This is a genomic window from Shimia abyssi (genome assembly GCF_003014475.1).
GTDB classification, from domain to species: domain Bacteria; phylum Pseudomonadota; class Alphaproteobacteria; order Rhodobacterales; family Rhodobacteraceae; genus Shimia; species Shimia abyssi.
Genome location: NZ_PYGJ01000019.1, coordinates 12,699 through 26,026, shown reverse-complemented (window position 1 = coordinate 26,026; position 13,328 = coordinate 12,699). Strand labels below are relative to the sequence as shown.

Here is a 13,328-nt window from a genome sequence, read left to right as displayed (position 1 = left end):
TAAGCTCTGAAAAAGACAAAGGGACAGCGCAATTATGAAACAGACAATCGTATTGTTCAGGCGTGATCTGCGGCTGAGCGATCATCCTGCGCTGACGGCTGCGGCGGATCGCGGCGCGGTGATCCCGGTGGTTCTGTTGGATGATGCGGTGACGAGTTTGGGTGGGGCGGCCAAAATGCGGTTGGGCCTGTCCTTGGCGTGTTTTAGCGCGGATCTGGAAAAGCGCGGGATGCGAGTGATCCTGAGGCGAGGTGAAGCGGCAAGTCTTGTTCACGAGCTGATCCGCGAATCCGGTGCGGATGCGGTGTATTGGAGCCGTCGATATGATCCCGATGGTGTAGCCACAGACACCGCATTGAAGGCTGGACTTTCGGAAATTGGCGTTGAGGCGCGCAGTTACGCCGGCACATTGTTGTTTGAGCCTTGGACGGTTGAGACCGGGGCGGGCGGGCCGTTTCGCGTGTATTCGCCGTTTTGGAAAGCAGTGCGTGGCAGGGTGTTGCCGAACGTTTTACCAATACCGAAACTGATCGCGCCTGATGCGTGGCCGGCCAGTGATGCATTGGACGATTGGCACCTGTCTCGAGATATGCAACGTGGGGCGGAGGTGGTGGCGCGTCATGTGTCCGCGGGAGAGGCCGCGTCAGTAACGCGGTTGGATGATTTTGTCGTGGAGCGCATCGACGCCTATAAGGATGCGCGGGATTTTATGGATCGCGACGCGACATCGGGTCTTTCGGATGCGCTGAGTGTCGGGGAGATCAGCCCACTGCAATGCTGGGCCGCCGGGCAGCGCGCGATGGAAGAGGGCAAACGCGGCGCTGAGCATTTCCTGAAGGAAGTGGTGTGGCGTGAGTTTGCGTGGCATTTGATGTGGCATTTTCCAACCCTGGATCGTGAAAACTGGCGCGCAGGCTGGGATCGGTTTGAGTGGATCGAGGATGAGGCGCATCCGCATTACTTGGCTTGGTGCCAGGGGCGCACAGGTGTCGCGTTGGTGGATGCGGCGATGCGAGAGTTGTATGTAACCGGCAAAATGCACAACCGGGCCCGGATGATTACGGCAAGCTATCTGACCAAACATCTGCGGAGTCATTGGCGGTTGGGGCTGAAATGGTTTCAGGATTGTCTGGTGGATTGGGACGCGGCGAGCAATGCCATGGGGTGGCAATGGGTGGCCGGATCGGGGCCGGACGCGGCGCCGTTTTTTCGGATTTTCAACCCGGATCGGCAGGCAGATCAGTTTGATGCGCGCCAAATCTATCGGCGGCGGTGGTTGGCGGACCGTTATGGTGCGCAGGATGATCATACGGATCAGTTCCATGCCGCGACGCCGAAATCCTGGCACGAAACGATGCAACAGCCCGTTCTCAAGCCGATTGTGGGCCTCAAGCAAGGGCGCGACGCAGCGCTTGCGGCCTATGGTGACGTGAAATCGCAATAAATTCTTGCCGATTGACCTGTTTAACGCCTAGCCTGAATTTCAAAATCTCAAAGGGGAGGGATTGCATGTATCTGACGACGACGCAGGGGGAATCTGATCTGCCACGTTATTTTTCAGCGGTGTTTGACACCGCGAAAAAGATCAATTGCGGGAGGATCGATTTTGTTATGGATGACGGCCGGGTGTTCCGTGCCGAGGGGCCACGGCCCGGTCCGGTCTGTGAGATGCATGTACACAATGGCGACACCTTTGGGCGGTTGATGCGCGAAGGTGAACTTGGGTTTTGTGATGCTTATCTTGAAGGGTGGTGGTCGAGCCCGGATTTACAGGCGTTCTGCGATTTCCTGCGCTGTGACAATGATGCGCTATATGACGGGTTTCCCGGCATGTTCTTCGTGCGCGCCTTTGAGCGGCTGCGCCATTGGATGAATTCGAACTCTAAAACGCAGGCCAAGAAGAACATTTCCTATCACTATGATCTGGGGAATGAATTCTACGCATTGTGGCTGGACGATACGATGACTTATTCCTCGGCTATTTTTGAGACCGGACAAGAGAGCATGGAGGCCGCACAGACCGCCAAGTATGCGTCGATGGTGGATCAAATGGGCGTGCAACCGGGCGACCATGTGCTGGAAATTGGTTGTGGCTGGGGCGGGTTTGCCGAATATGCCGCCAAGGAGCGTGGTTTGAAGGTCACAGGGCTGACCATCTCGGAAGAACAGTTGAAGTACGCGCGTGAACGCATTGAAAAAGCTGGACTTTCTGATTTGGTTGAATTCAAGTTGCAGGATTACAGGGATGAAACCGGGCAATATGACGGAATTGCCAGCATTGAGATGTTTGAAGCGGTGGGCGAAAAATACTGGCCCGTCTATTTTGAGACCGTGCGCGAACGTTTGAAGCCGGGCAAACAAGCGACGTTGCAGATTATTACTATAGAAGAATCTCGCTTTGAGGCTTATCGAAAAGGTGTTGATTTTATTCAGAAATACATCTTTCCCGGCGGCATGTTGCCGAGCCCAACCGCGCTTAAGGAAGAGGTGAGTAAAGCGGGATTGAGTTTCGTTAAGTCGGTAGAATTTGGCGAAAGCTACAGCCAAACCCTGCGCCGCTGGTACGAAGATTTCAACGCCCGGTGGGACGACGTGCAGGCGCAAGGGTTTGACGAGCGGTTTCGCCGGATGTGGAATTTTTACCTGACCTCTTGCGCGGCGGCGTTTCACAGTGGAAGCTGCGACGTAACGCAAATAACGATATCCAGACCCAACTGATGCTGACAGCCAACAAACTGGTCGCTGCCTTGAGCCTAGCTATTCTGGGTGCGATGGTTGCTGAACTGATCAAACCGAGTTTTCCGGAAGGATTTGATGCGGGCAATTTCACCATATTGAGTGCAGGGCTGGGCCTGATTGTCGGGTGGCGCGTGCTGGGTCGGCGCGCCGGGCGTGGAACGGCCATGGCGCTGAACAATGGTATTACGGGTGTGGTGGCTTTTGTCGCTGTTGGGTTGCTGTTCTTTGGCGCTGAAGAAATGCTCGACCGGGCGTTGAACCGACGCTACGAAGACCCGATTGTGGCAATTCAGCAGATTGTTGAGATCGCGATGGAATACAGTTTTTATCTGCTTGACCCGCCGGTGTTGATTGCGCTTGGTGTTGGGGCGATTTTGTCGGGACTGGCCGCAGAATACGCCTTTCACCGCTGGAGATAATTGTATGAATTCTTTGTTTTTTTACGGCACGCTTCGACACGTGCCCTTGCTTTCTGTTGTGTTGGGTCGCGATGCTGAAGCGTTGGATGTTGTTGATGCGGTTCTGGTTGATCACGAGGTGTTTGCGGTCAAAAACGAAGTGTTCCCGATGATTGCGGCCGGTGGCAATGGGGCCAAGGGCATTCTGGTTTTCGGCTTGAGCGACCTCGATGTTGAGCGGCTGCGGTTTTACGAAGGTGGGTTTGATTACGACCTGGAGCCGGTGCAAGTGCAGGCCAATGGAAAAACGCACGATACGCGTGTGTTTTTCCCAGAGCCAGGGCTGTGGGAGCGGGACGGAACGTGGTCGTTGGCTGGATGGGTCGAAGCGCAAGGCAACTGGTCGGTTTTTGGCGCGATTGAAGAGATGAGCTATTTCGGGTCGCGCAGCCGGGAAGTCGTGGATGCGATGCTGCCGATGATTGAGGCGCGGGCGACTGCGAAGGTGAACGCGCGCGTCAACAATCTGGCGCATAGTCCCGGCGGGCTGGATGCGCGAGATGTGACCGATGTGTCGATGACACGACCGTATGCAAACTATTTTACGCTGGAAGAATATGACCTTACGTTTCGTCGTTATGACGGTCGCGAGAGTGAAATGGTGCGCCGCGCGGTATTTGTGGCGACCGATGCGGTTATTGTTCTGCCCTATGATCCGGTACGTGACAGGGTGCTGTTGATCGAACAGTTCCGCCCTGGCCCGTATGCACGGGGGGATGAAAAGCCTTGGCAGCTAGAACCAATTGCCGGGCGGATTGACCGAAATGAGAGCGCGCTGATCACGGCACATCGAGAGGCCCGAGAGGAAGCCGGGCTAGAGCTGAGCGCGCTGGAGGATGTGGCGCATTGTTATGCCAGCCCCGGTTGCAGCACCGAATACTACAACATTTACGTCGGCATCGCGGATTTGCCAGACGGTGTTGTCGGGGTGTCGGGGCTAGAGGAAGAGGCGGAAGATATCCGGTCTTTCCTGTTCCGTTTCGAAGACCTGATGGACATGGTGGATAGGGGACAAATTGTGAATGCGCCGCTGGTATTGGCGGCGCTGTGGCTGGCGCGGCATCGCAACCGGTTGCAAGAACAGGTGCGGGGGGCGACCTGAGGTGTCTTGAGTTCCCGCAAACTGTTCCCTACACAGGGTTTGAACGATTTGAAAAGGATGTCGGAATGCACACCGCGCGCGACCTGGCGGAAGCCATTGGCAATACCCCTCTTATTCGGTTGAACAAGGCCAGTGAGGCTACGGGCTGCGAAATTCTGGGCAAGGCTGAATTTATGAACCCGGGCCAGTCGGTCAAGGACCGCGCGGCGCTATACATCATCAAGGATGCGCTGGCGCGTGGTGATCTGAAACCGGGCGGTACGATTGTCGAAGGCACAGCCGGAAATACCGGTATTGGTCTTGCGCTGGTGGGTGCTTCGATGGGCTTTAAGACGGTGATCGTGATCCCCGAAACGCAGAGCCAAGAAAAGAAAGACATGCTGCGCCTTGCCGGGGCGGAGTTGGTGCAGGTGCCCGCCGCGCCATACAAGAACCCCAACAACTATGTGCGCTATTCCGGGCGTCTGGCGGCCGAGTTGGCCAAGTCTGAGCCAAATGGCGCCATCTGGGCCAACCAGTTTGACAATGTTGCTAACCGTCAGTCGCATGTGGAGACCACTGGCCCTGAGATTTGGGAACAGACCGATGGCAAGGTAGACGGGTTTGTCTGTGCCGTAGGATCAGGTGGCACGCTGGCAGGTGTTGGCGAGGTTTTGCAGCCCAAGGGCGTGAAGGTGGCATTGGCAGATCCGGGCGGGTCGGGCATGTTCCAGCTTTATACAGGTGAAGACCATGGCGGTGACTCGATCACCGAAGGTATTGGGCAGGGGCGTATCACCGCCAATCTCGAAGGGTTCAAACCCGACATGTGCTACAAGATCCCCGATTCCGAAGCGTTGCCGATTGTATTTGACCTGTTGCAAGAAGAGGGTCTGTGCATGGGCGGTTCTTCGGGTATCAACGTGGCCGGTGCGATGCGCATGGCGCGCGAAATGGGGCCCGGCCATACGATTGTGACGATCCTGTGCGACTATGGTACGCGGTATCAGTCAAAGCTGTTCAACCCTGAATTCCTGCGGGAAAAAGGACTGCCAACGCCGGAATGGCTTGGCAATACCGGCCCAAGCAGCATTCCGGGCGTTTTCGAAGACGCGTGAGGCATTGCATGCGCCTGTTGCGCCACCTCTGTCTAGTGATCGCAACGCTTGTCGTGATGACAGGCGGGTCGGTTCTGGCGCAAGAGGTGCCGGATTACGGGGCGTGGGAGGCGGTTGCAGATCGCGCCTCGGAGGCCATTCAAAACGATCGCGCGTCGGAACCGGCAATGGCGTCCTTGCGCGACGAGATTGCCGACTGGCGCGAGGTATTCAGCGAAGAAACGTCGCGCCAACGGGTGTCTGTGCAAACTTTGCAGGCGCAGCTGGACGCCTTGGGGCCGAAACCGGCAGATGGCGTGGCGGACGAAGCGGCAGATCAGCGCGCGGACATTGAAGCGGAGCTGGCGGCGGCCCGCAAACCTGCGCGCACGGCGGATCTGGCAAGGGCGGAAGCCGAAGAGCTGATCCGGGCGATTGACAGTCTTTTACGCAATCGGCAGCTGGATGTGTTGATGACACAGGGGCCAAGCCCGCTGATCCCGTCAACATGGGGCAAGGCGCCCGGCGATGTGTATCGTTCGTTCAAGCTAATCTGGTCGGAATTCGTGACCGGATGGGCGCAGGAACGCCATCGCAACGAGCTGCAATCATCATTGCCGGTGATGCTTTTCTATCTGGCGATTGGTATTGTTTTGATCGTGCGGGGCAGCCCGTGGACGCAACGCGGCCTGTCTCGGATTGTGCACGACAAAATGTCCGCTGGGCGCTGGATTCTGGCCTTTTTGCTGTCTTTTGGGCAGGTTGTTTTGCCGATGCTGGGGGTCTTGGCACTGACCAAGGCGGTATATGCGACCGACTTGCCGGGGTTCCGAGGCGACGTGATGCTGTCGGTTTTGCCGGTGGTGACGTTTGAGCTGTTGATTGCCAAGTGGTTGGGCGAGCGGATTTTCTCGCGCCACGAAACGCCGCTGTTGCAGGTGCATCTGAGCAACCGAGAAAAGAACATTGGTCGCTCAATGGGGGTGGTTCTTGGGTTTGCGCTGGCTGGGAACACGTTTTTTGCTTATCTCGCCCGATATGACGAGTGGGCCCCAGAATCCGAAACGATGGTGTTCTTTGTCTTGATGCTGGTTGCAGCCGCGGCGTTGAGCCGGGTGGCTATGCTGATTGGGCGCCATTCACAGGAATTGCAGGGCGGGCCCGAGGAGGGGCGCTCTCCGATTGGGCAGATGATCTATCTGATTTCGCGGTTCATGCTAATCGTAGCGCTGGCAGGCATGGTGCTGGGCATGGTCGGCATGACGCGGATGGCGGCGTTTGTTGTATTTGCGACCACAAAAACGGTTTTGCTGGTTGCGTTTTTGCTTGTGGCACAGCGGCTGATCAAAAAGATATTCGCGGCCCTTTCAGGCAATTTGGAAACGGATGAAGACAGCCTGTTGGCACCTGTTCTGGTGGGCACGTTGTTGGTTATCGCGTCAACGCCCATTTTGGCGCTGACATGGGGCGCACGGGTGTCGGACCTGACCGAGTTCTGGTCCAAGGTTGCGGCCGGCATTCAGCTTGGCGGGACAACAATATCGCCCCGCGACGTGGCGATATTCTTCCTGATTTTCCTGATTGGTTATGGGTTGACCCGCTTGGCGCAAGGCATGATGCGGGTTTCGATTCTACCCAAGACCAAGATTGATCCGGGTGGGCAAAACGCGATTGTCTCGGGGCTGGGCTATGTCGGGATATTTATTGCCGCATTAGTGGCAATTAATACTGCCGGGATTGACCTTGGTAATGTGGCGCTGTTTGCCGGGGCGTTGTCGGTGGGCATTGGTTTTGGCCTGCAAACAATCGTGTCGAACTTTGTCAGCGGCATCATCCTGTTGATTGAACGCCCTGTGTCGGAAGGCGACTGGATCGAAGTTGGCGGGCAGATGGGCTATGTGCGTGATATCTCGGTGCGCTCAACCCGGATCGAGACCTTTGACCGCACCGACGTAATCGTGCCGAACTCGGACCTGATTTCGGGGACTGTCACCAATTATACGCGCGGCAATACCGTTGGTCGCGTGATCGTGCCTGTGGGGGTGGCCTATGGCACCGATACCCGCCGGATTGAGCGTATTCTGGGCGAGATTGCCAATGCGCATCCGATGGTTTTGGCCAAGCCAGCGCCGTCTGTGGTATTTCAGGGGTTTGGCGCGGATTCACTGGATTTCGAGATCCGGGCCATTTTGCGCGATGTGAACTGGGCGTTGTCGGTCAAGTCGGACATGAACCACGAAATCGCGCGCCGGTTCACGGAAGAAGAGATCGAAATTCCATTTGCACAGCGCGATGTATGGCTGCGCAACCCAGAGACATTGGCGGGGCGAAGTGCACCGCCCGAGGACGCGACAGAAAAGCGTGGCGATGTCATTTCACCGGATATGTCCGACCTCGATCCGGGTGAAGATTCCGGTGATGGCGGCGAAGGAGCTAGCAGATGAGCGAGATGTTGTTTCGCAAGGACGCCTATTTGCGCGAGGCTGAGACACGTGTAACGGCGCATACGGCAGACGGGGGCGTGGTGCTGGAAGAGTGCCTGTTCTATGCCACGGGGGGTGGCCAGCCGGGTGACGCTGGCGCGTTGCGTTGGGACGGCAAAGAGATGCGCGTTGCAACGACAATCAAGGCCGATGGCGACGACATAGCGGTGGTGCCTGTTGAGGGCGAGCCCTTGCCGGAAATTGGAACGGTGGTCGTGCAGGTGCTGGACTGGGAACGTCGCCACCGCCATATGCGCGTGCACACAGCGCTGCATTTGTTATCGGTGGTTATTCCATTGCCAGTCACGGGTGGGTCCATTGGCACCGAAAAGGGGCGGTTGGATTTTGACATGCCCGAGGCCCCCGGCGACAAAGACGCGCTGAACGAGGCGCTGAATGGGCTGATCCTGCGTGATCTGAGTGTCACGGAAAGCTGGATCAGCGACGCCGAGCTGGAAGCTAACCCCGGCTTGGTCAAGACAATGTCGGTTAAGCCACCAATGGGTGCGGGCAAGGTGCGGCTGGTGCGGATCGGGACCGAGGATGAGCAGGTTGATCTGCAACCCTGTGGTGGCACACATGTGGCGCGTAGCACCGAAATCGGGCGGGTCCGCATTGGCAAGATCGAGAAGAAGGGGCGCCAGAACCGTCGCGTGTACCTGCATTTGGACGGGTGACACAGATAATGCGCGAAAGGTGTTTTTCGGTCTTGCGGAAGGGCAATGTTTGACGCTAAACACCGCGGCACGGAGAGGTGGCCGAGTGGTCGAAGGCGCACGCCTGGAAAGTGTGTAGGCGGGAGACCGTCTCCAGGGTTCGAATCCCTGTCTCTCCGCCACCCACCCCAGTCTCTGTCAGCAATCTGCCTTTTTCCCTGTTTTCTCCCGTTTTTCCGGGGGTTTGGACAGTGGCACTTTCCAGAGAGACGACCGTTGCGTCGCTGTTCAGGGCGATTTCCCAGGGTTGTCTCCGGAGGCACCATCAGGCGCTTCGGTTAGGGCGAAAATTCCCTGCTATCAGGGAATTAACAGGGAAATTTCTTGGAATCTAAGCAATTTGGCCAAGCTACTCCGTAATTTTGGGCGGTATTTCAACATGTTACGGCCGATTTCCCTGCGCAAATTAACAGGGAACTTTTTCGCAATTAACAGGGAACTTTTCTGCAGAAACAGGGAAGTGCAGAGGAAGATCAGGGAAGACCTAAACTTACGTCAAAGCCGTACGATTTGGCCTGCCCATCCCAATCGAGTGGAATAGGTTTGCGGACGATCCGTTCGAGGGTGAGGTCTGTTGGCTGGCGACCCTCAAAGATCGCTTTCTGGATCGCGGGAGAAAGAAAGGCGAGCTGGGTCCGGGTCCGGGTCCGGATGTAGGATTCGGAATGGCTTGTTCCGGCGGCGATTTTGCTCAAGGGTTTGCCGTTGCGCAGATCGGCTGTCCAGGCATGCGCACGGGCCAAGGCCCGCAGAAGGGTTTGGTCTGGTTTGGGCTCGCGATCACCAACAACTATCTTCCCCTCAACGCCCCGCCGCCGCAGCGCAAACGGGGATTCGATCCGGAGCGCCGTCGGATCGATCTCATCCGGCCTCAGGCTCAGTTCGTTTGCAAGTTCCGTGGCGCGCAGCACCAAGGTGATGCACCCTTTTCCGACGCTTCCCTTACAAACGAGGCTTTCAACCAGATTTGGCGCACCTCGCGACAGCCGCACCGCCAAACCCGATGCCTTGTCGCGTATTGCATCGCCAGCCTGAAGATCAGCCTTGGTCAGGATCCGATGGCCACGGGCAAGTCTTCCAATGTGCTGCAGGATGATGTCGGCAACGGCTTGTTCCAATTGGGCTGCCGGAAGCCGCCAGCCAATCGGTTCGGTGCCACCAGATATGAGCCGATTGGAGATGTAGTACCGCAACCGACGACCATGACGTTTTGTATGCGTGGGCGTTAACCGGTCGCCGGTTTCGTCCCGAAGCTTGCCCGATAGCGGTGCAGTCCCGTTTTTTGTATGACTGTTCGCTAACCCGTTCCGCGATCTCGGCCGCGCGCTGGCAGATTTCAGTTTGTCCTGGATCTGATCCCACAGTTCTTTGTCGATGATGGCGTCATGCTGGCCGTCCCAGACCCATGCCTTGTGTCGGATCTTGCCGATGTAGATCGGGTTGCACAGTAGCGCATAGATCTGGCCACGCGAGAAGGGATTGCCGCCCTGAACCCGCCCGGATTTGAAGCGATGCAGCTTTGATTGCAGGCCCATCTCATTTGCACAGTGCATAACCGCGTTCAGGCAGCCAAGATCATCGTAGAGTTGGTAGATTGCCCGCACGGTTTCCGCCTCCTCGGCGTTGATTAACAGCCCACGTGTCTTCGGATCAGGATGTGGATCGTATCCCAACGGCGGCACTCCACCCATCCATAGCCCCTTCTTCTTGGAAGCGGCAATCTTGTCCCGGATGCGTTCCGCTGTGACTTCCCGCTCAAACTGGGCGAAGGACAAAAGGACATTGAGAGTCAGCCGACCCATTGACGAGGCGGTGTTGAAGGCCTGGGTGACCGAGACGAAAGAACAGCCGGCAGCGTCGAAGCGCTCCACCAGCTTGGCGAAGTCGGCGAGAGAACGGGTCAGGCGGTCGATCTTGTAGACCACCACCATCTGAACCCGGCCCGCGTCGATGTCGGCCAGCAGGCGCTGAAGGCCGGACCGGTCGAGCGTGCCGCCGGAGATGCCACCGTCGTCATACCGAGCTTTGCCCGCAATCCATCCCTCATGTCGCTGGCTGGCGATATAGGCAACACAGGCCTCGTGCTGGGCGTCAAGCGAGTTAAAATCCTGATCGAGCCCTTCGTCAGAAGATTTGCGCGTGTAAATCGCGCAGCGTATCCGTGATTTGCTCATCGTCATGCCGATCTCTTCAGGCCAAAGAACCGTGGCCCGGACCATCGGGCCCCGGTGATGGCGCGGGCGATCGGTGACAGCGAGGCATAGCGCTGCCCCTTCCAGAGGAACCCGCCCTCGACGACTTCGACCACATGGGTCACGCCATTCCATTCGCGGATCAGTCGGCCGCCGGGCTTGAGCGCAGGATCCCTGGTGGAGGGCTCGTCCCGAACTGCCCTTGTGAGCTTGCCATATGAAAGCCGCACGCTCCAAGGCGCGCTCCCAAACAAAACCCTCAATCCATCAGAAAAACGCCTAAGCCATCGTCACGCCAAATGGCCGGCTTTTACTCCGCCACACTGGCAGGTTTTTAATCCGCCGTTGACAGTGCAAGTAGAACGCTCGATATTGCGATCCGCGAATATGCCCCGGGCGCAGAAGTTGTCATCAATGGTCTGGTGCATAAGTCAGAGGGCATCTTGCCGGCTTGGCAAAGCTCCACCGACGCGTCGGGCATCGAAGATTTGGGCATTCATTGGCACTGTGCGACCTGCAATGAATTCGGCTTGTCCAAGACCAGCTTTCCTGATGCCTGCCCGGAATGCGGAGCGTCAAATCTGAACTGGTTTCGCAGTCTTCGCCCATCGGGATTCATCGGCCGTCAACGCCCGCATACTGGCTACGAAGGTCTCGGGTTCGTGCCGTCTGAGATGCCGAAAGTCTCGGCCTCGGGCGAACCATGGGTTTCGCTCCCAGATCCTGATGCCGGACGTATTCGCGTCAATTCGTCGGGCAGGCTTTTGACCCTCGGAGCAGGGCTGGACGGGTTTGGATACGCTGTCTGCCTTGCATGCGGACGCGCAGAATCTGAAACCGGTGAAGAAGAGGGTAATCCCTGGCCGACCGCAATGAAGGGTCACAAACCTCTGGCGCCTGTCCAGGATGCCGACCTGCAGGGCGGAAGATGCCCGGGCGGCGATCCGGCGGCAGGGCGAGTTCAGCGCAATGTCAGGTTTATTCATGATGCAGCGACCGACGTGTTTGAACTGCAACTTTCGCGAGGTGCGAAGTCGGGGGAGGCGCTCGCTGTTGCCGCGGCACTTCGAGAGGCGCTGGCCCGAAAACTAGGCACCGAATCTAGAGAGATCGGCGTCGCCTGTTCGCGCACGCGCGGCCCGTCAGATGATCCCCGTGCAACAGCGGTCATATTCGACCGCGCGGCCGGTGGAGCTGGTCTCTCGTCGAGACTAGCGGAGGCTGACTGGCTTTCCGATGTCCTTCTACAGGCGGCAATAATTCTCGATTGCTCGGCAGACTGCGACAATGGCTGTCCCGCCTGTGTCTTGCGGCCCGATATCAATTTCATCGGCGACAAGCTCGACAGGAGAGCCGGCCTCGAGGTCATGCGGAGCCTTATGAAGAAATTCAGGTTACCCGATGAGTTGCGGGTATTCGGACCTCAGACTTCGGTTGTGGGACTTCCAGTTGCAGACTGGATTGAACGACAAAGACGGTCGAGGAAACTCTCCGATCTTACGGTATTCCTGCACAGTGATGTCAAAAACGAAGCCTGGGATCTGGATGTTTGGCCCCTTCAACAGGTGCTCGTCCGGGTATCTCAAGACGGGATTAGGCCGCGCATTGTTCTGCAATCGAAAGCATTGTTGGGCGGGGGTTTCGATCTCAACCAGGCGCTTTGCCTCCATCGCTTTTCGACTTTCGCAGACGTCATGCACTTGCAAACCCTGCCAATGATTGGCGGCACGCCGATCATAGCCTGTATTTCAAGCTCGAATGAAGAGATCGCGATCGCCGCCACGGATAGTCTTGCGTCGATCCCAGGTGAGAATTGGGGATTGGGAGAGACATCGCCCTGCTTGAAGGGCCCGGCGCCCCAAATTGCTGACTCGCAATCCCTTTCCACTTCATCGCTTCTTCAACAAATGAGCGGCAACGCTAAAGTCGTCGAGATCAAATCTAAGCTAGATGGCCCCGTGGCCGAGTTTGGATCGGGCTTTTGGCAGCTCTTGAGGCAAAGTGATGTTCTCACTTTCGCGAAGATGCAAAGCTCGGGAGTTAAATCCATTACGTACCGAGATCGCTATTTGCTGACGCCTCTCGCTTTGAGGTTATTCGCGGAAGTCTTTCGTGCCATACCCGGGGCAAGAGGAAAGAGCGTCAAAGTATCGATAGAGTCTTCTCACGTGGGACCAAGCGCCAGAAATGCCTACTCTGTCTTCGATGCTTTCCCTGACGATGCTGTTAGGTCAGATGTTATATCCGAGATTTTCCCGGGCGCGACGGTCAGAATGAAGCCAAAGAGAGAACTGCCCCATGAAAGACAAATGGTGATTTCGCTTGAGGACGAACGAGAACTAATCATCAATTTTGACCAAGGCTTTGGCGCTTGGCAGGTTGTTGGCAAACCAAGACACAGATTCGATGGCCGACCTTCGGAGCAAGCTGTCTCTCTGTTGAATTTGTCTGCAAATGTGACAATCCGAGAAGGTCAAAATGGAACTGTAATTTTCAGGAGTGCAGCAAGTGTTGTGTAGTGAGAGATTCTGCTGAATCAGGCACCAGACTTCTTTCGCTCTG

At 56.9% G+C, this 13,328-nt stretch carries 10 protein-coding genes and 1 tRNA gene; 9 read left to right on the top strand and 2 right to left on the bottom strand.

The window, feature by feature from the left end; translation table 11 throughout:
- Positions 1-34: 34 nt before the first annotated feature.
- The 8 genes from CLV88_RS19940 to CLV88_RS19905 all read left to right on the top strand — a co-directional run bounded on the left by CLV88_RS19940 (position 35) and on the right by CLV88_RS19905 (position 8,696).
- Positions 35-1,444 (top strand): cryptochrome/photolyase family protein, encoded by a 1,410-nt coding sequence (locus CLV88_RS19940; RefSeq protein WP_106610169.1) that lies wholly within the window; start codon positions 35-37, stop codon positions 1,442-1,444.
- A gap of 65 nt (positions 1,445-1,509) precedes the next feature.
- Positions 1,510-2,718: an SAM-dependent methyltransferase gene (locus tag CLV88_RS19935; RefSeq protein ID WP_106610168.1), complete on the top strand. Its 1,209-nt coding sequence runs from the start codon at positions 1,510-1,512 to the stop codon at positions 2,716-2,718.
- Positions 2,718-3,158, top strand: a complete 441-nt coding sequence (locus CLV88_RS19930; protein WP_106610167.1) for a TrgA family protein — start codon at positions 2,718-2,720, stop codon at positions 3,156-3,158. The genes CLV88_RS19935 and CLV88_RS19930 overlap by 1 nt, the downstream gene beginning before the upstream one ends.
- Before the next feature lie 4 nt (positions 3,159-3,162).
- Positions 3,163-4,299 (top strand): NUDIX domain-containing protein, encoded by a 1,137-nt coding sequence (locus CLV88_RS19925; RefSeq protein ID WP_106610166.1) that lies wholly within the window; start codon positions 3,163-3,165, stop codon positions 4,297-4,299.
- Between the two features lie 65 nt (positions 4,300-4,364).
- Complete coding sequence (locus tag CLV88_RS19920; RefSeq protein WP_106610165.1) at positions 4,365-5,396, top strand: cysteine synthase A; 1,032 nt, start codon at positions 4,365-4,367, stop codon at positions 5,394-5,396.
- Between the two features lie 8 nt (positions 5,397-5,404).
- Positions 5,405-7,819, top strand: coding sequence for a DUF3772 domain-containing protein (locus tag CLV88_RS19915; protein ID WP_165798953.1), 2,415 nt, complete (start codon positions 5,405-5,407; stop codon positions 7,817-7,819).
- Positions 7,816-8,535 (top strand): alanyl-tRNA editing protein, encoded by a 720-nt coding sequence (locus tag CLV88_RS19910; RefSeq protein WP_106610163.1) that lies wholly within the window; start codon positions 7,816-7,818, stop codon positions 8,533-8,535. Before CLV88_RS19915 ends, CLV88_RS19910 begins: the two co-directional genes overlap by 4 nt.
- 71 nt (positions 8,536-8,606) lie before the next feature.
- Positions 8,607-8,696 (top strand) — tRNA-Ser (locus CLV88_RS19905).
- Between the two features lie 351 nt (positions 8,697-9,047).
- On the opposite strand, the gene CLV88_RS19900 is transcribed toward CLV88_RS19905, so the two are convergent.
- On the bottom strand, positions 9,048-10,754 hold the full coding sequence (locus CLV88_RS19900) for a recombinase family protein (protein ID WP_243403744.1): 1,707 nt from the start codon (positions 10,752-10,754) through the stop codon (positions 9,048-9,050).
- Entirely contained in the window at positions 10,751-10,996 is a 246-nt protein-coding gene (locus tag CLV88_RS23470; RefSeq protein ID WP_423827748.1) for a DUF2924 domain-containing protein, read from the bottom strand. Before CLV88_RS23470 ends, CLV88_RS19900 begins: the two co-directional genes overlap by 4 nt.
- A gap of 213 nt (positions 10,997-11,209) precedes the next feature.
- Here CLV88_RS23470 and CLV88_RS19890 point away from each other — a divergent pair, with 213 nt between their 5' ends.
- Positions 11,210-13,285, top strand: coding sequence for a DUF1998 domain-containing protein (locus CLV88_RS19890; protein ID WP_165798952.1), 2,076 nt, complete (start codon positions 11,210-11,212; stop codon positions 13,283-13,285).
- Positions 13,286-13,328: the final 43 nt, after the last annotated feature.

What these genes read in the sequence shown, in the direction of transcription:
- CLV88_RS19910 (WP_106610163.1), top strand. Translation starts at nt 7,816, where the DNA reads ATGAGCGAGATGTTGTTTCGCAAGGACGCCTATTTGCGCGAGGCTGAG.
- CLV88_RS19920 (WP_106610165.1), top strand. Translation starts at nt 4,365, where the DNA reads ATGCACACCGCGCGCGACCTGGCGGAAGCCATTGGCAATACCCCTCTT.
- CLV88_RS19925 (WP_106610166.1), top strand. Translation starts at nt 3,163, where the DNA reads ATGAATTCTTTGTTTTTTTACGGCACGCTTCGACACGTGCCCTTGCTT.
- CLV88_RS19900 (WP_243403744.1), bottom strand. Translation starts at nt 10,754, where the DNA reads ATGACGATGAGCAAATCACGGATACGCTGCGCGATTTACACGCGCAAA.
- CLV88_RS19930 (WP_106610167.1), top strand. Translation starts at nt 2,718, where the DNA reads ATGCTGACAGCCAACAAACTGGTCGCTGCCTTGAGCCTAGCTATTCTG.
- CLV88_RS19940 (WP_106610169.1), top strand. Translation starts at nt 35, where the DNA reads ATGAAACAGACAATCGTATTGTTCAGGCGTGATCTGCGGCTGAGCGAT.
- CLV88_RS19915 (WP_165798953.1), top strand. Translation starts at nt 5,405, where the DNA reads ATGCGCCTGTTGCGCCACCTCTGTCTAGTGATCGCAACGCTTGTCGTG.
- CLV88_RS19935 (WP_106610168.1), top strand. Translation starts at nt 1,510, where the DNA reads ATGTATCTGACGACGACGCAGGGGGAATCTGATCTGCCACGTTATTTT.